This window comes from Nocardia albiluteola, from assembly GCF_018860155.1.
Taxonomy (GTDB): domain Bacteria; phylum Actinomycetota; class Actinomycetes; order Mycobacteriales; family Mycobacteriaceae; genus Nocardia; species Nocardia albiluteola.
The window spans coordinates 100,502-119,061 of the sequence record NZ_JAHKNI010000003.1; the positions used below are offsets into that span (position 1 = coordinate 100,502).

Here is an 18,560-nt window from a genome sequence, read left to right on the forward strand (position 1 = left end):
GGCGCCCGCGACCGGGCGGGCGCCGGACTCAGGGGGCGGTGAGCGCGTTGTTGATCGCGGTGCCGAAGGCCAGGTTGTCCGAGGTGGCGACCTTGGTGTAGGTGCCACCGGTCTTCTGTGTCAGTGTCTGCAGGGTCGCCGCGCCCTGGCCGCCGATGACGATGACGTCGATGCGGACCGGGTGGGCCGGATCCATCGCGGCGGTGATGTCGGAGATCAGCTGGGTGCCGGTGAGCGAGGAGTCGTCGTTCGGGCCGGCGGTGACCAGCAGCACCTTGTTGGTCCGGCCGGCGCCGAAGTTGCTCACCGCGGCCTTGTACGCCGCCTCGAGGGCCGGATAGGTGTGGTCCGAGTGCGACTCGGTGGCCGTGACCTGGCCGAGGGCTTGGGCCAGATCCGAGCGATGCTGCTGGGTGAGCGGGGCGGTCTTGGACACGACGCGGTACGGCTCACCGTCGATGTCCTCGGCATAGGTCCACGCACCGAGCCCGAAATCGCCGGGCATGGTGTCCAGAGTGGAGCTGATCGCGCCGACCGTGTTGTTCAGCCGAGTCATCGAGCCGTCGTTGGCCCCCATCGCCGCGGACGTGTCGATGAGCACGGTGGACTGCACGCCGAGCACCGGGTTCGCGAGTACCGAATGAACCTGGTCGAGAACCGATTTGGCCGGGACCGGCACGGGCTGCGGTGGCGCGGCGGAGAATCCGGCGGCGGCGAACAGTTGCTGCTGCGCGGGCGCGCGCAGATAGTCGGCGAACATGCCCGCGACGACCTGCTGGGTCTGATCGACCCAGGTACCGGTGAGCAGGGCGGCCGGGTGGTCGGCGACCGGATCGGATCCGGTGGGCCGGTATTCGGCCAGACCGCCCCGCGATTTCAGTTGCTGTTCACTAACTGCGACCGCGTGGATGGCTGCGTTCGAGGGGGGTGAAGCGGTGCCCACCGTGGTCAGCGCGGTGAGCGTATCGCCGACCTGCGGTGCGCCCTGGGCCAGCCGGGAGATTGCGGAGACCACCTGTCCGGACTTGGCGGACTCGTCGTTCAGCGGGTCCGAGCCCGAGACCGCGGCCCCGACGGCGGCGGCCGCGGCCACGGTGTCGTCCCCCGTAGGCATCGCCATGCGCAGCCCGCCCCAGCCGCTCAGGCCGACCTGGCTCAGCGACCCCTGCTGCAGCTTGGGCAGGTCCGACCAGCCGATCTTGTTGCTCGTCAGGGCCTGGCGCAGCTGGTCCGGCACGGCGAGCACGATCGGGCTCACCGCCACCGCCGCCGGGGTCCCCTCGATGACGCCGGGGATCCGCATGGCCTGGACCGACCGCGAAGAGTCCGGGATCCAGAGGGCCGGGGGCGCGCCCAGTTTGGTGTCCCAGGACTTGCCGGCGAACCCCGCCACCATGGCCGCCGACGCCTGCGGGTTCACCGCGACGGTGATGCAGTGGTCGCGGACGTGCGGTTTCGTGGCGTTGTACCGATCGGCGGCCGCGCGCACCTGGGTGGCGATATCCGGATCCACGGTGACATTCACGGTCGAGGGGCCCTCGACACATTCACCGGCCGCGTCGCGGCTCTGCGCGGCCGAGTGCCGCCCCAGCCAGAACCAGCCGACAACCGCCACCACCAGCAACAGCACCGCGACCACGATGATAACTAGACCTTTGCTGACGCCTCGTGATCCGCCTGCACTGCGATGTGTACCCACGGCGATCAGTGTATGGTCATGCGAAAATGGTCGCGCCGGACGGCCACCGTCCCGGCGCCACCGGGGCGCCGGGACGGTTCGGCTCTCATTCGCGGATCAGGCGCCCGCGGTCGTACTCGTGGCCGCCCCAGACGCCGGACTGGCCGGTGCGCGAGGCGAACTCGCCGCACTGGCGCCGGATGGGGCAGCCGGCGCAGATGCCGCGGGCGTACTCGAAATCCTGCGACGGGTACGGGAACCACGCATCGTGATTCGGGTCACCCCGGCAGGCCGCGGCCTGCCAGTCCTTCGCGTCCGAGAGCGGGAACAGATCCACCAGGGTCGGCTCCTGCACTGCGATTGTCATATCGGATCCCCTCCTTTCCCGGGGTTACGTGGCGGCCAGGTCCTTCCAGATCCGCCGTTGGGTTCGGGCCATCTCGTCGGGTGCCTTGGGCTCCCACAGCAACCGCATCCCGGCCTCCTCGGGCGTGCGGTCCGCCTTGCGGGTGTTGCAGGGCGAGCAGGCGGCGATGAGGTTGGACCAGGTGTTCGGCCCGCCACGGCTGCGGGGGCGAATGTGGTCCACCGTGCGGGCCCAGCCGGCGCAGTATCCGCACCGGTGGTCGTCGCGGCGCAGAATCCCGGCGAGGGTGGCGCGGCTCTCGTCGTCGTGCACCAGGACGCGGTGCTCCAGGTAGACGTAGCGCCGCAGCCGAATCGTCTCGGGGAGCACGACTTCCACGTGCTTGGAGCGGATCGGGAACCGCGGCTCGCGCTCGGCGACTGTCTCCGCGGCGCCGGTGATGAGCAGCACCACGGCCCGGTCGGCGGCGATCTCGGTGAGCGCCTCGTAGGAGGCGTTGAGCACCAGCACGCCGGCGTTTATCCAGTTGTCGGGGGTGGGGGCCGCGTCTGCGGCACGACGGAAGGTCATGGGTGTCACCATGTTTCGTGAAGAGGCGGAGCGGGAAGGGTGGCCTGGAATCAGGCTGGCAATGCGAGGTGGCCGAGCTTCCGGGCTCCGCGCTCATCGCACGCCGCGTAAAGCCGCTGCGGGACAGGGGTACTCATTGACAGAGGATTGGTCTCCGGGGACATCAGCCACCTCCTTCCGGTGCTCGCCGAACAGTGCACGGCCCCGCGCCCGGCGGGGTCGTTGATTCATCGTCTTCATGGTGGCACAGCGTTAGCGCGTTGTCGGGTTATTTTTTTGCCCCACCCGCGACCGTGCGACAGGTGCAGCATGCGGGCGGTCGGATTTATTCCCGGCCACTCGGTTTTATTCCCGGCCAGCCACTCGGTCACAGTGTGGAAAACGAGTGGCATTTCTCAGGCTGGTGGGCGATACGATCGAATTACATGATCGTGACGAAGGCTCGGGGTTGGAGCTGGAGCCCTCGCCGCGATGCCGGTTCCGTGTGGATTGTGGGGTGGCCCGTGTGGGCTCGGTGTGCCGTGGCGCTGATGGTCGTGGTCTCGTGCTGTTCGCTGGCAGCCACCGCGAACGCTCAACCGCCGGCGTCGAATCCGCCTGCGCCACCGGTGATTCCGCTCCCACGCAGCCTCAGCGTGCCCGATCTGCAGCAGTGGATCGACACCGTGGTACCGCGCCCGGCGCTGCCGGAGGCCCCGGCTACACCGCACCCCGGCGACACCGCACCGCGGTCCGGAAATGTGGCACCGCAATCGTCCGGTGCGGCAACGGATGCCGCGGCGCTGCGGCTGGCGGTGCTGCCCGACAACGTGGGTGATCCGCTGTTCGACAACCCTCCGGCGAATCTGGCGCAACTGACGCCGGGCCGGGTCGTCACCACCCGTGATGTGACCGCGACCGCGGCCCCGTTGCTCACCGTGCCGCTGCAGCGGGTGCTGCAGCTGAAGTTTCGTACCACCGGCGCACACGGCGAACCCTCCTACGCCACCGCCTCATTGGTGCTGCCCGCCACCCCGTGGACGGGCCCGGGCGACCGGCCGCTGCTGGTGAACAACCTCGCCATCGACGGTCTCGGACGCCAGTGCAACCCGGGATATACCCTGGCCCACGGATATTCGGCCAACACCAATTCCGCGGACTTCTTCCCGCCCTTGACCCAGCTCGCCGCGCTGCGCGGCTACGCGGTCCTGATCCCCGATCACGAGGGCCCGGACATGGCGTACGCCGAGCCGTACGTGGCCGCACATGCCGTGCTGGATTCCATTCGCGCCGTGCGTAATCTGATGCCCGCCGAGCTCGGTGCGAGCCGGTTCGCCATGACGGGATATTCCGGCGGGGCGATCGCCACGCGCGCGGCGGCGGTGCTGTTGCGCTCCTACGCACCGGAATTGGCTGGTTCGGCCGCGGGGGCCGCGATGGGCGGGGTGCCCGCGGACTACCGGATGCTCTCGACCACGATGAACGGCAATCTGGCCTCCGGGGTATTCATGGGGGCCGTATTCGGCATCGGGCGTGAGCATCCCGAGATCCTGGCCACCATGAACAACCTGGCGCAGCAGGTCGCCACCTCGCCGCTGAAGGACTCCTGCATGACCGTTGTCGGGCTGCCGGGCCTGCTGCAGCCCTCGATCGATATCGCCGCCAACATCGCCGATCCGCTGCACAGCGCCGTGGCGCGGCGGACATTCCGGGAGACCGACCTGTCGGCACTGAAGTCCGCGATGCCGCTGATGATCTACAACGGCGCGCAGGAATTCTGGATCCCGGCGGCGGGCGCGCGCGAGCTGTATCGCCAGCAGTGCGCGCTGGGCGTGCCCGGCATCTATCGGGACGTGCCGGGCGAGCACTTCATCGCCGGGGATACCGGGTGGGGATTGCTGGTCGCCTGGCTCGATGAGCGCCTGCAGGGCAAGCCCGCACCCGACGAATGCTGAGCCCAGGGATTCGGCTGCGTGCCAGGCTATTTCGACCGGCAGTCCCGGCGGCACGCTCATCGGATGGGGAGCCCGATGCCCACGGTTGGCGCGAAGGTGCCGGCGCCCATCGAACTTCGTGATCGCATCGCCGCGGGGTGGCCGCCGTGGCCGATACGCGCGGGTAGCATTTCCGTACGGACACTGTTGGATGTCCGTTGGTGGATGATCTGCTGAACGTCGTATGAATACCCGCGCGTGCGGTAGTGGGCTGTGCGGGTTGGCATGAAACTTCAAGCGTGAGCGAGCTTGCGAGCGAACCAGATACAGGGTGCGCTGCGCGCACGACGGAGCCGAGCGCCAGCGAGGTGGAGTCGTGAGCGCAGAACTCATTGTCCTAGTAATAGTCATAGTCACGGCCCTGGCTTTCGACTTCACCAACGGCTTCCACGACACCGCGAACGCGATGGCGACCTCGATCGCCACCGGAGCCCTGGGGCCGCGCACCGCCGTGGCGATGTCGGGGGCGCTGAACCTCGTCGGCGCGTTCCTGTCGGTGGAGGTCGCCAAGACCGTTTCCGGTGGGCTGCTGAACATCAACAACGTGCATCACATGGCGCTGCTCGAGATCGTGTTCGCGGGTTTGGTCGGCGGGATCCTGTGGAACCTGCTCACCTGGCTGTTCGGTATTCCGTCCAGCTCCACGCACGCGCTGTTCGGCGGGCTGATCGGCGCCGCGATGGCGGCGCTCGGGGCCAGCGGGGTGATCTGGACCGGTAACCAGAGCACCGGCCTGATCAACAAGATCATCATCCCGGCCGTGCTGGCGCCCGTCGTCGCGGGCGTGGTCGCGGGGCTGGGCACCTTCCTGGTCTACCGGCTCACTCGCGCCTCGGACGAGACCAAGGTGCGCAAGAGCTTCCGGATCGGCCAGATCGGTTCCGCGGCACTGGTGTCGCTGGCGCACGGCACCAACGACGCGCAGAAGACAATGGGCGTTATCTTCATGGCCCTGGTCGCGTACGGCACCTACACCAACCACGACTCCATCCCGATGTGGGTGAAGGTCTGCTGCGCGCTGGCCATCGCCCTGGGCACCTACCTCGGCGGCTGGCGGATCATCCGCACCCTCGGCAAGGGCCTGGTGGAGATCGACGCGCCGCAGGGCTTCGCGGCCGAGGCGTCCTCGGCGGCGATCATTCTCACCTCGGCGCAGTTCGGCCTGCCGCTGTCGACCACGCACGCGGCCACCGGCTCGATTCTCGGTACGGGCCTGGGCAAGCCGGGCGCGGAGGTGCGCTGGGGCGTGTTCGGCCGGATGTGCGTCGCGTGGGTGATCACCCTGCCGCTGGCCGGCCTCGTCGGTGCGCTGTGCTGGGGGATCACCGACCTGGTGGGCGGCCTCGGCGGTGTGCTCATCGATCTGGTGATCCTGATCGCGGTGTCGAGCTACATCTATCTGCGCTCGCGCAGCAACCCGGTCGACACCAGCAATGTCAACGAGGAGTGGGAGGGCGGGCTCACTCCGCCGTCCGACCTCGCCGAGAAATCCATGACGGCGGCCTGAGGGGAGCGCGGGAATGCATACACTCGATGCCATCGTGAAGTCGCTCGGCGAGGTGGCGCTGGTCGCGCTGATCCTCGGCGCCGGGCTGCCGCTGATCTTCGCCGTCGGGGTGCGGTTCTGGTCGATGGAGACCACGACCGCGAACGGCGCACCGAGCGGGCGCAATACGGCCGCCCAGGCGATCGCGTACCTGTGCTTCGGGATCGTGATTGTCGCGGTGCTGCTCGGAATCCTGTACATCGCCAAGGATTTCATCAGCCATACATTCGATGTTCAGCTGTTCGGAGCGAAGAAGAGTTGAGCCTGCCTGGGCGGTTTCTCGCCCGGAAAAGCTGATCTCACAACACAATTCGGGTCGAGGGGCCGCACCGCCGACGCGGTGCGGCCCCTCGGCGTGTTTTTTTACGTATTTCCCTCGCCGCGGGTACAGAATTGAGTGTCCGCCGCGCTTGCGTAAATCCCTTCGGGGCATGACGATTACAGCCAAGTTGCCGTCCCGGGCGTGTTGCTCGACGGCCGAATATGACCGTCCGTGGACCAGTCCGTACCCGGACCGACAGAACTGGTAAAACATGGCGTTATCCGAGGTTCTAGCGAAAATCGTCGAGTGGTTGCGGGCGGGATACCCGCAGGGCGTGCCCGAGCACGACTACGTCCCGCTGCTGGCCCTGCTCACCCGCCGCCTCACCGAGGACGAGGTGATCACGGTGACCGACGCCCTCATCGAGCACGGTGCGCTGCCGGCCGACCGTGCCGACGTCGGGGTGGCGATCACGAAGCTCACCCACGAGATGCCGCACGAATCCGACATGCACCGTGTGCGAACGCATTTGGTCGCCAACGGGTGGCCGGTGGACGACGATTGGGCGGGAAGGTGAGGCGCTCGCTGCGTCGTAGGCGGCGCTGAGCAGGGTGCGGCCATTTCCCCGTGCGGGTTCGGCGATTCGGGAGGCGGAGCCGGGCGTCGGCGCGATGTGGTCGTGAGCTGTCACCGAGGGTGGTAGACGACGAGTCCCCCGGTCGTGTTCGACCGGGGGACTCGTGAGGTGTGGCAGCTGGGCGCGCGGCTCAGCCCTTGGCGGCCAGCGCCTTGGCCTCGCGGCGACGCCGGTGCAGGATCGGCTCGGTGTAGCCGTTGGGCTGGGTGCCGCCCTCGAGGACGAGCTCCTTGGCCGCCTGGAACGCGACGCTGCCGGCGAAGTCCGGGGCCATCGGCCGGTAGGCCGCGTCGCCCGCGTTCTGCCGGTCGACCACCGGCGCCATGCGCTCGAGGCTCGCGACCACCTGGTCGGCGGTGACGATGCCGTGGCGCAGCCAGTTCGCCATCAGCTGGCTCGAAATGCGCAGGGTCGCACGGTCTTCCATGAGCGCGACATCGTTGATGTCGGGCACCTTGGAGCAGCCCACGCCCTGGTCGATCCAGCGCACCACGTAGCCGAGGATGGACTGGGAGTTGTTGTCCAGCTCGTTGGCGATCTCGTCGGCGGGCCAGTCGGGGTTCGCGGCCAGCGGGATCTCCAGGATCTGATCGACGGTGGCTCGCGCGCCGCCCCGGGCGATCTCGGCCTGCCGCTTGAACACGTCCACCAGGTGGTAGTGCGTGGCGTGCAGGGTGGCGGCGGTGGGGGAGGGCACCCACGCGGTGGTCGCGCCCGCGCGCGGGTGGCCGATCTTCTGCTCGAGCATGTCGTGCATCAGGTCCGGCATCGCCCACATGCCCTTGCCGATCTGCGCCTTGTGCGGCAGCGCGGCGAACAGGCCCGCGTCGACGTTCCAGTCCTCGTAGGAGGCGATCCACTGCTGCTTCTTCATGTCGGCCTTGCGGACCATCGGCCCGGCCTCCATGGAGGTGTGGATCTCGTCGCCGGTGCGGTCCAGGAAGCCGGTGTTGATGAACACCACGCGGTCGCGCGCGGCCTCGATGCAGGCCTTCAGGTTGACCGTGGTGCGGCGCTCCTCGTCCATGATGCCGACCTTGAGCGTGTTGGCGGGCAGGCCAAGCACGCCCTCGACGCGGCCGAACAGCTCGTTGGCGAAGGCGACCTCGTCGGGGCCGTGCATCTTGGGCTTGACGATGTAGACCGAACCGGTGCGCGAGTTGGCGACCCGGGCCTGGCCGCGCAGGCTGTGCACCGCGATGAGCGAGGTGAACAGGCCGTCCAGGATGCCCTCGGGCACCTCGTTGCCCTGGGCGTCCAGGATCGCGTCGCTGGTCATCAGGTGGCCGACGTTGCGCACGAACAGCAGCGAACGGCCGTGCAGCACAACCTCTTTCCCGTCCAGGCCGGTGTAGACCCGGTCCGGGTTCATGGTGCGGGTGAAGGTCTTGCCGCCCTTGGTGACCGCCTCGGCCAGATCGCCCTTCATCAGGCCGAGCCAGTTGGTGTAGCCCAGGACCTTGTCCTCGGCGTCGACCGCGGCGACCGAATCCTCGAAGTCCATGATCGTGGTGACCGCGGACTCCAGCACCACGTCCTTGACCCCGGCGGTATCGGTGCTGCCGATGGGCGAGGAGGGGTCGATCTGGATCTCGATGTGCAGGCCGTTGTGCCGCAACAGCACCGAGGTCGGGGATTCGGGCGTGCCGAGGTAGCCGACCAGGGCCGAGGCGTCGGCCAGGCCGATGTCGGTGCCGTCCTCGAGGGTGACCTCGAGCTCGCCGTCGACGATCTTGTAGGCCTGCGAACCGATGTGCGAGCCGGTGATCAGCGGCACGGCATCGTCGAGGAAGTTGCGCGCCCACTCGATGACCTTGTCGCCGCGGACCTTGTTGTAGCCGCTGCCCTTCTCCGCGCCGCCCGTCTCGGGGATGGCGTCGGTGCCGTACAGCGCGTCGTACAGCGAACCCCAGCGCGCGTTCGCGGCGTTGATCGCGAAACGGGCGTTCATCACCGGAACCACCAGCTGCGGGCCGGCGGTGGTGGCGATCTCGTCGTCGACGTTCTCGGTGCCGATGGCGAAGCCGGCGGGCTCGGGACGCAGGTACCCGATCTCGGTGAGGAAGGCCTTGTAGGCGGCCTTGTCGTAACCGGTGCCCGGGTTCTCGGCGTGCCAGGCGTCGAGCTTGCCCTGGATCTCGTCGCGCTCGGCCAGCAGGGCGCGGTTGCGCGGGGCCAGGTCGTTGATGACGGCCTCGGCGCCGGACCAGAACGCGGCGGAATCTACGCCGGTGCCCGGCAGCGCCTCGTTCTCAACGAACGCGTGGAGAACACTTGCGACCTGAAGCCCGCCGACCTGAATCCGCTCCGTCATCTACCTGCCTCACTTCGAGAAAGTCGGATGCAAAAAGTACGGTTGTCATGTTACTCGGGGGTAGTCCGCGGCCCGCTTCGGCCCCGATGGAAGGCGGCCGTCATTCGAGCCAGCCCTCCCGGTTGCGCTCCTGGAAATAGCGATCGTCGTCGTCTCGCCTCGAGTCGATGTTGCTATGCCTAATTCCTATTAGACGTGGTCGTGGCGGTTTTGGTTCCGGATATCGCCGAAGGGGTCTTGTGGTTCGATCGCGCGCGACTTAATGTACTGACTGGAACATTTCTGCGCGAGGGGAGTGGCCGGATGGAGCAGGCGCTGGCGGGCCGTGTCGTGTTGGTGACCGGCGGTAGCCGGGGGCTGGGGCGCGAGATGGTGCTGGCCTTCGCCGCGGCGGGTGCGGATGTGGTGATCGCGAGCCGCAAGGTCGACGGGTGCATCGGGCTGGCCGAGGAGGTGCGGCGCAAGCACGGGCGCCGGGCGCTGCCGGTGGCGTGCAACGTCGGCGACTGGGCGCAGTGCGATCGGCTGATCGAGACCGCCTACGGCGAATTCGGCAAGGTCGACGTGCTGGTCAACAACGCGGGGATGTCGCTGCTGTATCCGAGCCTGGACCAGGTCACCGAGCAGATGTTCGACAAGGTGATGGCCGTGAACCTCAAGGGGCCGTTCCGGCTGGCCGCCGCGATCGGGGCGCGGATGGCCGCGGCCGGCGGCGGTTCGATCATCAACGTCTCCTCGATCGAGGCGGCGCGCCCCGAGCCGCTCGCGGTGCCCTATGCCGCGGCGAAGGCCGGATTGAACGCGCTGACAGCGGGTCTCGCGCAGACCTACGGACCCGCGGTGCGGGTCAATACGATTCAGTGCGGTCCGTTCGAGACCGATATCGCCAAGGCGTGGCCGGATGCGCTGCGCGCGGAGCTGGTCCGGCACAATGCCCTGGGCCGGGTCGGGCAGCCGGGCGATATCGTCGGCGCGGCACTGTATTTCGCGACCGATGCCTCGGCATTCTGCACCGGGTCCACGCTTGCGCTCGACGGCGGCTGGCGATGACGCAGGCCGCCGCGCCGCGACGCCGGGGCCGTCCGCCCGCCGCGCAGTCGACGCCGGGCGCGACCCGGGCGCGGATCGTGAGCGCGGCGGTGGAACTGTTCGCGGAGAAGGGGTTTCACGGCACCGGTGTCGCCGAGATCGGCGATCGGGCGGGGGTGCAGCGGGGCGCGCTGTACTACCACATCGGCTCCAAGGAGGAGCTGCTGTGGGAGATCCTGCGAGACTACATTCAGCTCATTCTCGACGACGGGGAGCGCGTCGCGGATTCCGGCGACGACCCGATCACCCAGCTGCGCAATCTGATTCAGGGTTATGTCGAGCTGATCGTCGAGCGTCGGCGCGAGGTCGCGATCCAGCTGCGGGACGGTTCCGCGCTGACCGGCGAGCGCGCGAACGAGTTGCAGGAGCTGCGCGATCGGGTGCAGCGGTGCTGGCAGCGGGTGATCGACGCGGGGTGCGCCGCGGGCGCGCTGCGTACCGCCGATCACGTCGTCACCAACAGCCTGCTGGGCATGCTGAACACGGTGACCCTCTGGTATCGCCCGCATGGGGAGCGCTCGCCGGCCGAGATCGCCGACATACTCACGGCCACCGTCCTGGACGGGGTCCTCAACCACTCCTGCACACCCACGAAAGGCTGATCATGGCTTGGGATTTCGAGACCGATCCGGACTACCAGAGGAAACTGGACTGGGTCGCGGAGTTCGTCCGCACCGAGGTGGAACCGCTGGACCTGCTGTACCCGAACCCCTACGACCGCACCGACCCCGAGATCCGGGCGCTGATGAAACCGCTGCAGGAGCAGGTGAAACAGCAGGGACTGTGGGCGTGTCACCTGGGCCCCGAACTCGGCGGTCCCGGCTACGGGCAGCTGAAACTGGCGCTGCTGAACGAGACGATCGGCACCTCGCTGTGGGCGCCGCTCGTCTTCGGTTGTCAGGCGCCCGATTCCGGCAATGCCGAGATCCTGGCTCACTACGGCACCCCCGAGCAGAAGGCGAAGTATCTGCAGCCCCTGCTCGACGGCGAGATCGGCTCCTGCTACGTGATGACCGAGCCGACCGGCGGCTCCGATCCGACGGCGTTCCGGACCCGCGCGGTGCGCGAGGGTGACGAGTGGGTCATCAACGGCGAGAAGTGGTTCAACTCCGCCGCTGAATTCGCCGCCTTCCACATCGTCATGGTGGTCACCGACCCGGAGGCCCCACCGCACCAGCGCCTGTCGATGTTCATCGTCCCGGCCGACGCGCCCGGGCTGGAGATCGTCCGGAACTTCACGGTGCCCGGCTTCAGCGAGCACGAGGGGCATCTGCGCTTCACCGACGTCCGAGTGCCCGCAGATGCTCTGCTCGGTACCGAGGGACTGGGTTTCATCGTCGCCCAGACCCGGCTCGGCGGCGGCCGGGTGCACCATGCGATGCGCACGGTTGCCCTGGTGCGCAAGGCATTCGACATGATGTGCGAGCGCGCGGTGTCGCGGCCGATGCGCAAGGGCGTGCTCGGCGGGCTGCAGCTGACGCAGGAGAAGATCGCCGAATCCTGGATCGAGATGGAGCAGTTCCGCCTGCTGGTGCTGCGCACGGCCTGGCGCATCGATAAGGAACAGGACTACCTGAAGGTCCGGCACGACATCGCCGCGATCAAGGTGGCCATGCCGAAGGTGATGCACGATATCGCCCAGCGCGCCATGCATCTGCACGGCGCGATCGGCGTCAGCACCGATCTGCCGTTCACCGACATGATGACCTACGCCCAGGTGATGGCCATCGCGGACGGGCCCACTGAGGTCCACAAGATCACCCTCGCCCGCGAGGTACTGAAGCAGTACACCCCCGCGGATCCGGTGTACCCCAGCGGATACCGGCCCGCGCTGCGCGAACAGGCGCGGGAACTGGTGGCGCGCAGGCTCGAACACACCATCGGGAATTTGTGATCGCCGTCAGCCGCATCGTTCGTTAGCATCCTGGGCATGGATGCGGGGATGTCGGTCGGCGATGTGGTGCATACGGTGGAATTGGGTCCCGTGATCGGGCCGTATCTGCCGATCTGGGGTGGTCAGGAGGCGACCTACTGGTGGCTCGAGCGGCCCGATCTGCTGCTCGACCTCGTCGGGGGCGGGCAGGTCGCCCGAGTACCGATGGGCCGGAATCGCTTTCGGGAGATGGGGCTGCTGACTGTCGCCGCCGACGGCCGGTCCGCACACCTCGCGTTGGTGGCGCGGTACCGGAGTCCGGACGGTGGTGTGTCGCAGATCGCCTCCGTGCCGCTGACACGGGTCGACGAGCAGACGGCGAAGGCTGCCGTCACACGCGATTCGTGGATGGCCTTCTGCCGGTGGCTCGGCCGGGCAGCCCTGTCCGCTGCCGAGCGCGGCGAGTTGGTAGTCGTCGAATCCGGTGGCCAGGAGCCGCCTGTCGCTCCCTACGTCCTGTCCGCGGTGACCCGCGGGCCGGACGGGCAGTGGTACTCGCTGATCGAGACCAGCCCGGCACCGGTCGGCGCCGAGGTCTGGCGAGATCAGGCGCAATCCGGTCCGGGGCAGACCCTTTCGGCTCCGGCCAGCCGGTCCGGGGTCGAGGTTGCGGGAGTGCTGGCCGGATTGGCCATCGATACCTGGAACCGGCACCCGTTCGATCTGGCCCTCACCTACGGCCCGGGTCCTTCCGGGCCGTGGGTTCCGGAGCGCTGATCCCATCGCGTCGCGGCCTTGTGGCTACCATGGGTGACGCTTACCGATAACCTGATGTAAGGATTAGTGATGAGCAGCACCGCCATCGACATCCTCAATGTGCTCGTGGCACATGTGGATGCATTCTGGACCTGGCTGTCCACGGGGTCGTCCGGCTTTCCGCCGCTGTAACGGGACGTCATATCGGGCAAACGACCGCGCCCGCCGGAATTCCGGCGGGCGCGGTCGTTTTCGGGTCACAGCCGTTCGGGCCCGGGTAGTCCAGGCCTACGGCAGCGGGGCGGCGCCCAACTGGTCCAGCAGAGCAAGGATGAGCCCGACCTCCTCGCCCTGCTCGGTGATCATTGCCCGCGCTTCCTCTTTGACCGCGCCGGAGGTGAGCTGCAGGTCAGCGGCCCGGGCCATCGTGACGCCGCCCACGTGGTGGCGGTACATCAGCTGCAGGAACAGGACGGATGCGTCGTGGCCGCGGGCAGCGGCGAGGTTGTCGAGGTCTGCCTGGGAAGCCATGCCGGGCATGGTGTTCGGTGAGGTGGCGAGCGTCGTGGGTCCCATGGAATGCGGCTGTGTGGACATGGAATGCATCCAGGCCATCGGATGGTCGTCGGTGGGCGAGGCGTTCGCCAGGCGCAGCCAGGCGAGCAGCATGCCGATCTCCGTGCGCTGCGTCTGATCGATCTGCTGCGACAGCCGCAGCACCGTCGGGTCGGCCCCGGGGTCCAGGCGTTGCACCATGAGCAGTGCCTGCTCGTGGTGTGCGGTCATGTCCTGCGCGAAACCGATCTCGGTGGCGGTGAGAATCGGTGGGGCTGCGGGATGTCCGGGCACTATCAGTGGCCGCAGCGCGGCGCCGATCACCAGCAGGATCAGCGCGGAGGCGAGGTACGATCCCAGGCGGTACCAGCGGTCCATCTACGAGCCCACGATCGAATGCTGGTCCGCCGGTGGGGAATACACGCCGTTTCCCAGCTGCAGTACCATGAATCCGTTGTCGTTGCAGGTGGTCCACAGCTGGCTGCCGTGCCACTCCGGCGGGGCGAAACACCAGTCGCTGGAGACATCGCCGAAGGCGAGCATTCCCGAGCGTGGCGAGAGTGCCTTGGCCGGATCGAATTTCCCGTCCAGGACCGCCCGCGCCATCGAGAAGCCCTCCAGTGCGGGCGGTCCGATCAGCGAGCCCAGCGCGTGCGGGGAATTCCACAGCTGCAGGTTCTGCCCGGTACGCGCGGGCGGGTTGTAATACGCGATCTCGCGGGCGTGGAACGGATCCCGCACGTCGAATACCCGGATGCCGGAGGATTCCCAGCCGCAGGCCAGGGCGGTCGGATTGTCGGGGCGATCGGCCGCGCAGTAGTGCGCGTCGTAGGAGAACACCGAGCCGCCCATCGAGGAGGCCAGATTGCTGTCCAGGTGATTGGGCAGGTCGATCTCCAGCTTGATCTTGTCGACCACGCGCGGATTGCGTTCGTCGGAGATGTCGACGAGCTTGACGCCACCGGCCCCGGCCTCGTCGACGGTGAACAGATACGGTCTGCCGCCGTAGCTGACCGGAATGCTGTGCTGAGTGGCCCAGCCGTCCGTCCAGAAGACCCGGCCGATGTGCTGGACCTGGGGATTCGGGTCGCGGCGCTGCACCGCGCTGATATCGAGCACGGTGAACCCGGCCAGCGCCGAGAGGTACATCCGGTTGCCGTCGGGGCTGACCCCGAAGCCGTGCGCCTCGATTCCGGTCAGGCCCTGCCAGATCACGTGCGGGTCGGCCGGATTCGTCAGGTCGATCGCGCTGACGAAGCCCGGTGCGATCCCTGAGGCCCAATAGGTTCGCCCGTCCGGGGAGAAGCCGCCCTCGTGCGTGGTGATCGGCAGCGGCATCAGGAGATTGGATCCCGGCCCGGGATTGAGCAGCCGCGGATGCGCGCAGTCGGAGATGTCGTAGACCGACATGTACCCCGCGCCCTCGCCGATGGGAACGCCGGTGCCCACGAGCAGCTTTCGCGCGACATTGACCTTCAGGCTCTCCCAGGTCCCGGCCAGCATCGCCGGTTCGGTGAGCGTCGCGGTGAGCACCGGATGTGCCGGATCGGACACGTCGAGCACCTGCACGCCCTGCGCCGGGCCCAGCAGGTTGCCTGGGAAGAACGAGCCGGTGTACGAGCAGTGGTCGTAGGTGGTGGAGGTGATGCCGCCGCCGCGCCCCTCGTATCCGCCGACCAACGACATGTTGCAGGTGTAACCCTGTGTGCTGCGGCCGTTGTCGCGGTCGGCGGCCGGAACATCGCCCTGCAGACCGGTTTCCGGCATCGATCCGGGACCGCAGTCCGCGCGCGGCACGGAAGCCGTTCCCACATCGAGGAATTGCTGCACCTGGGTGGCGATATCGGACTGCAGGTCCGCCGACGCACCGCCGAGCGGCAGCGTCACCGCTGCGAGTAGCGCCGCCAACACCACCAGCACCGGTTTCGAACGCCGAATGCCCGTGAATCGCCCCATCGCGAACCCCAAACTGCCTGGCCGGTAATCCCCGTCGCGCGATCGCCTGTGCTGCAAGCAACGCCGACAGTCCGGAACGATAGCTCACATGACCCGCCGGTAAGTTCGTTTTGGGGACAGTGATTTTCGAGGATCTATCGGGGTCGATCGGTCGAGTTGGCTTGGAGATCGCTCGGATCTAATGAGGAATCGGTGCTTACCTGAGGGGGCGCGGCCTGGACGTCGCCGGGCGCGTTGGCCCGTCGGCCCAGCCAACGCGCGCCGAGCATCCGGTTCAGGCCGGCGACCATGTAGTAGATGTTGGTCACGACTTGAAGGACGATGAAGGTCACCGGCCAGAGCGCTCCGCTGAGCCCGGGAACGACGTGGATCGGCAGGGTGTACGCCATGACAACCCGAACTGCCGCGTCGCCGAGGATGCCGAGGCCCCAGATCACGCTCGACACCCGCCAGAGCCGCCGGAAGCGGGGGTCGACCTGCCACAGTGCGTCCCAGTCGCGGACGGCGAATGCCCGTCTGCCCTCCATGAACGGGCGGGCGAACAGGAACGCGGCCGGCCTGCGGGCCCATACGCTGGCCAGAAACCATGCTCCCCACAGGCCCGTTATCAGGCCCTCTTTGGTCAGCAGGAATCTCGGGTCGCGCGAGATGACCGCCGTCAGAATCGAGACGCCCAGCGTACCGAGCACCAGCAGGGACACGGTATCGGCGCGGCGCTTGACGGCCAAGCTGTAGCCCGCACCGAGAGCGGGAAAGACGGCGCCGGCGCCGAGCGCGACCAGGTTGTTCACCCCGAGACCGTGCAGCAGATAGTAGGCGGCGATCGGTGCACCGATGTCGAAGCCGAAGGTGGCCAGCTGGCGAGCCAGGTTGGCTGGTCGCCCCGCAGTCACCGCAGATGCCGCGTCCACCTGATCCTGGGACGACGCGGTGACGGGAGTCGTGCCGTCGGGTGCACTGGTCATCGCTGTGCCCTTGTCGCGAGATCGAAAGCGGTCGACACCTCGCGCCCGTACGCGGCGATGTCCAGGCCAGGTCGGATATCGAGAAGGAAAGGCAGCCCATCGATGGCGCGCTGCACCAGGGTTGTCATCACCGTCGGGTCGAAGTCGCGGAACTCGCCGCGTTCCTGTCCGGAGCGGAGTATGCCTTCCAGCACAGACACCGCCGGATGGCCGAGCTCCGCCGCCGGATCGAGGAGATCGACCGCCGTGGCGGGCCTCACCGGTAGATGACGCTCCTGATGCCGACCATGCGGACCATGCTGAGAATCGGGAGCCCGATAACCAGGTGCTCGATGGCGGTGGTGACGCCCACCCAGATGTCGTTGGAGAACAACAGGGGAGTGATCACCGCCGCGGCCGTCAGCATGCCGACGATCCAGGTGAAGAACACCTCCGGCGAGGGCGTTGCCAGGCGCAGCGCGTAGTAGAGCACCCCGGCCAGCACGGCACACAGGCCGGCGGCCACCGCGAACCAGTACGCGTCCTGCGCCATCGGGTTCCACACCCCGAACCTGCCGTTCTGGGTCATTCGCGTGCCGATGACCTCGATGACCCATGCGCACAGCCAGGCCGCGAGCGCCGAGACCACCGCCGCGGCGAAGACGCCTCCGGCGAACTTGCCGATGTCGACCTCGGGCCCCGACCGCCGGGGCCTGCGTTCCGGATAATCGGATCGCTGATACGCGTCGTATCCGGGGTCTCGGCCATAGTCGGGACGCCGGTCGTATCCCGGGTCTCGACCGTGGTCCGGACGCCGGTCGTAACCTGGGTCTCGACCGTAGTCGGGACGCCGATCGTATCCGGGATCCCGGCCGTATGCGGATTCGCTATAGTTCTCCGGCTGGTAGCCGGGTTCGTAACGTGCGGTGTACTGATCGCGTGGATCCCTGGGATTCAACCGCTGATCACCTCCGTCGAGAGCGTTGCGTGTGCGTCGAGTGTAGGGCCTGACCGATATTTCCGGTCATCGATCCTTACCCGCTCTCGTGGTCTCGAACACCTGCGCCGTTCGGCGGCTGTGCGCGCGCGGCGGCCAGCAGGCGGGTGCACTCGTCGAGCAGGCGAGTGCGTAACCGACCGGCGCGCTCGGTGAGATCGGACTGGCCTCGCACGTATTCCGCGCGGCCCGCGGGCGTTTCGATGCGGACGGGCGCGTAACCGTACTCGGACAGCTCGTAGGGGCTGGCGCGCATATCCAATTCCCGCGCGGCGCAGGCAAATTCGAAGCAGTCCAGCAGCAGTGCCGAGTCGGCCAGCGGGATCAGCTTGAAGGTCCACTTGTAGAGATCCATGTTGGCGTGCAGGCAGCCGGGCTGCTCGCGCAGGATCTGGGATTCGCGGGTGAGTGGCTCGGTGTTGCGCGGTACGGCCTCTGGGGTGAAGAAGCGGAAGGCGTCGAAGTGGGTGCAGCGCAGGGGCATCGACTCCACGACCGCGTCGGTGCCCGCATGGCCCAGGCGCAGGGGGACCTGCTGATGGCGGACCTCGTCGCTGCGATAGACCATCGCCCACTCGTGCAGGCCGAAACAGGACAGGTGCGCGGGCCGGGACGCGGTGGCGCGCAGGAGATTTGCCACGAACTCGAGGGTGTCGTGACGGCGGGCGAGATAGGCGGGATCGGCGGTCCACGCGGCGGCGTCCGTCGTTGCGTCCGGTGCGCGATGGTACCCCCGCGCACCGTCGTACTCGGCCGCATTTTCGAGTGCCACACCGTAACCGGGATGCCAGCGGCGTAATTGCGCCGGCTTGTGGCCGTAGTAGGTGAACAGGAAATCGATCACTGGATGCTTCGAGCCCGCGGCCCGCCGCTCCAGGTACGGGCCGACCAGGGCGTCGACCCGGTCGCGATGGGCCGCCGCCCGAGCGCGCCAATCGCGCTCGGGCAGTACGAGAATGCTCACACTACTCATGCCTGCGCCTCGCTGGCGCTCGGCTCCGGCATGCGCGGCGCGCGCTGTGCCGATGATTCGCTCCGCTGCG

Annotated in this window: 18 protein-coding genes; 8 read left to right on the top strand and 10 right to left on the bottom strand. The window is 67.9% G+C overall.

The annotated features are described in order from the left end of the window. Positions 1-28 precede the first annotated feature (28 nt). The 3 genes from KO481_RS10180 to KO481_RS10190 form a co-directional block, all read right to left on the bottom strand. Positions 29-1,639, bottom strand: coding sequence for a substrate-binding domain-containing protein (locus KO481_RS10180; RefSeq protein WP_308166482.1), 1,611 nt, complete (start codon positions 1,637-1,639; stop codon positions 29-31). Positions 1,640-1,784: 145 nt separating this feature from the next. Continuing rightward, a complete protein-coding gene (locus KO481_RS10185; protein WP_215916814.1) occupies positions 1,785-2,045 on the bottom strand; it encodes a WhiB family transcriptional regulator in 261 nt (86 codons plus the stop codon). A gap of 24 nt (positions 2,046-2,069) precedes the next feature. After that, complete coding sequence (locus KO481_RS10190; protein WP_215916815.1) at positions 2,070-2,615, bottom strand: HNH endonuclease; 546 nt, start codon at positions 2,613-2,615, stop codon at positions 2,070-2,072. A gap of 635 nt (positions 2,616-3,250) precedes the next feature. On the opposite strand from KO481_RS10190, the gene KO481_RS10195 reads away from it, so the two are divergent. From KO481_RS10195 to KO481_RS10210, 4 genes are all read left to right on the top strand, one after another. After that, positions 3,251-4,549 (top strand): lipase family protein, encoded by a 1,299-nt coding sequence (locus KO481_RS10195; protein ID WP_308166484.1) that lies wholly within the window; start codon positions 3,251-3,253, stop codon positions 4,547-4,549. Between the two features lie 355 nt (positions 4,550-4,904). Further along, positions 4,905-6,095, top strand: a complete 1,191-nt coding sequence (locus tag KO481_RS10200; protein ID WP_215916816.1) for an inorganic phosphate transporter — start codon at positions 4,905-4,907, stop codon at positions 6,093-6,095. Between the two features lie 13 nt (positions 6,096-6,108). Then, positions 6,109-6,396 carry a hypothetical protein gene (locus KO481_RS10205; RefSeq protein WP_215916817.1) on the top strand — a complete coding sequence of 96 codons (288 nt, stop codon included), beginning with the start codon at positions 6,109-6,111 and terminating at the stop codon, positions 6,394-6,396. A 271-nt stretch (positions 6,397-6,667) separates the two neighbouring features. Continuing rightward, positions 6,668-6,973: a DUF3349 domain-containing protein gene (locus KO481_RS10210; RefSeq protein ID WP_215916818.1), complete on the top strand. Its 306-nt coding sequence runs from the start codon at positions 6,668-6,670 to the stop codon at positions 6,971-6,973. A gap of 190 nt (positions 6,974-7,163) precedes the next feature. Here KO481_RS10210 and KO481_RS10215 read toward each other — a convergent pair whose 3' ends face one another. Further along, positions 7,164-9,347: a malate synthase G gene (locus KO481_RS10215; protein WP_215916819.1), complete on the bottom strand. Its 2,184-nt coding sequence runs from the start codon at positions 9,345-9,347 to the stop codon at positions 7,164-7,166. A 303-nt stretch (positions 9,348-9,650) separates the two neighbouring features. Between KO481_RS10215 and KO481_RS10220 the strand changes: the two genes are divergently transcribed. From KO481_RS10220 to KO481_RS10235, 4 genes are read left to right on the top strand one after another with little or no spacing between them, the layout of a single operon-like run. Beyond that, positions 9,651-10,397: an SDR family NAD(P)-dependent oxidoreductase gene (locus tag KO481_RS10220; protein ID WP_215916820.1), complete on the top strand. Its 747-nt coding sequence runs from the start codon at positions 9,651-9,653 to the stop codon at positions 10,395-10,397. Further along, a complete protein-coding gene (locus KO481_RS10225; protein WP_215916821.1) occupies positions 10,394-11,038 on the top strand; it encodes a TetR/AcrR family transcriptional regulator in 645 nt (214 codons plus the stop codon). Before KO481_RS10220 ends, KO481_RS10225 begins: the two co-directional genes overlap by 4 nt. A gap of 2 nt (positions 11,039-11,040) precedes the next feature. Next, complete coding sequence (locus KO481_RS10230) at positions 11,041-12,330, top strand: acyl-CoA dehydrogenase family protein (RefSeq protein WP_215916822.1); 1,290 nt, start codon at positions 11,041-11,043, stop codon at positions 12,328-12,330. 36 nt (positions 12,331-12,366) lie between these two features. Next, entirely contained in the window at positions 12,367-13,086 is a 720-nt protein-coding gene (locus tag KO481_RS10235; protein WP_215916823.1) for a hypothetical protein, read from the top strand. A gap of 267 nt (positions 13,087-13,353) precedes the next feature. Here the strand turns inward: KO481_RS10235 and KO481_RS10240 are convergent, their stop codons facing one another. From KO481_RS10240 to KO481_RS10265, 6 genes are all read right to left on the bottom strand, one after another. Then, the gene (locus KO481_RS10240; protein WP_215916824.1) at positions 13,354-13,998 is read right to left on the bottom strand and encodes a DUF305 domain-containing protein; all 645 of its coding nucleotides are present in this window, start codon (positions 13,996-13,998) and stop codon (positions 13,354-13,356) included. Continuing rightward, on the bottom strand, positions 13,999-15,576 hold the full coding sequence (locus KO481_RS10245; RefSeq protein WP_215916825.1) for an LVIVD repeat-containing protein: 1,578 nt from the start codon (positions 15,574-15,576) through the stop codon (positions 13,999-14,001). Positions 15,577-15,710: 134 nt separating this feature from the next. Next, the gene (locus KO481_RS10250; RefSeq protein ID WP_215916826.1) at positions 15,711-16,541 is read right to left on the bottom strand and encodes a VC0807 family protein; all 831 of its coding nucleotides are present in this window, start codon (positions 16,539-16,541) and stop codon (positions 15,711-15,713) included. Next, complete coding sequence (locus KO481_RS10255) at positions 16,538-16,801, bottom strand: hypothetical protein (protein ID WP_215916827.1); 264 nt, start codon at positions 16,799-16,801, stop codon at positions 16,538-16,540. Before KO481_RS10255 ends, KO481_RS10250 begins: the two co-directional genes overlap by 4 nt. Next, entirely contained in the window at positions 16,798-17,478 is a 681-nt protein-coding gene (locus KO481_RS10260) for a DUF6069 family protein (protein WP_215916828.1), read from the bottom strand. The genes KO481_RS10255 and KO481_RS10260 overlap by 4 nt, the downstream gene beginning before the upstream one ends. A gap of 76 nt (positions 17,479-17,554) precedes the next feature. Continuing rightward, positions 17,555-18,490 carry a 3-methyladenine DNA glycosylase gene (locus KO481_RS10265; protein WP_215916829.1) on the bottom strand — a complete coding sequence of 312 codons (936 nt, stop codon included), beginning with the start codon at positions 18,488-18,490 and terminating at the stop codon, positions 17,555-17,557. Positions 18,491-18,560 lie beyond the last annotated feature (70 nt).

Coding starts and splice junctions, on each gene's coding strand:
- KO481_RS10185 (WP_215916814.1), bottom strand. CDS start 2,045: ATGACAATCGCAGTGCAGGAGCCGACCCTGGTGGATCTGTTCCCGCTC.
- KO481_RS10190 (WP_215916815.1), bottom strand. CDS start 2,615: ATGACCTTCCGTCGTGCCGCAGACGCGGCCCCCACCCCCGACAACTGG.
- KO481_RS10205 (WP_215916817.1), top strand. CDS start 6,109: ATGCATACACTCGATGCCATCGTGAAGTCGCTCGGCGAGGTGGCGCTG.
- KO481_RS10210 (WP_215916818.1), top strand. CDS start 6,668: ATGGCGTTATCCGAGGTTCTAGCGAAAATCGTCGAGTGGTTGCGGGCG.
- KO481_RS10215 (WP_215916819.1), bottom strand. CDS start 9,347: ATGACGGAGCGGATTCAGGTCGGCGGGCTTCAGGTCGCAAGTGTTCTC.
- KO481_RS10220 (WP_215916820.1), top strand. CDS start 9,651: ATGGAGCAGGCGCTGGCGGGCCGTGTCGTGTTGGTGACCGGCGGTAGC.
- KO481_RS10225 (WP_215916821.1), top strand. CDS start 10,394: ATGACGCAGGCCGCCGCGCCGCGACGCCGGGGCCGTCCGCCCGCCGCG.
- KO481_RS10230 (WP_215916822.1), top strand. CDS start 11,041: ATGGCTTGGGATTTCGAGACCGATCCGGACTACCAGAGGAAACTGGAC.
- KO481_RS10235 (WP_215916823.1), top strand. CDS start 12,367: ATGGATGCGGGGATGTCGGTCGGCGATGTGGTGCATACGGTGGAATTG.
- KO481_RS10240 (WP_215916824.1), bottom strand. CDS start 13,998: ATGGACCGCTGGTACCGCCTGGGATCGTACCTCGCCTCCGCGCTGATC.
- KO481_RS10245 (WP_215916825.1), bottom strand. CDS start 15,576: ATGGGGCGATTCACGGGCATTCGGCGTTCGAAACCGGTGCTGGTGGTG.
- KO481_RS10250 (WP_215916826.1), bottom strand. CDS start 16,541: ATGACCAGTGCACCCGACGGCACGACTCCCGTCACCGCGTCGTCCCAG.
- KO481_RS10265 (WP_215916829.1), bottom strand. CDS start 18,490: ATGAGTAGTGTGAGCATTCTCGTACTGCCCGAGCGCGATTGGCGCGCT.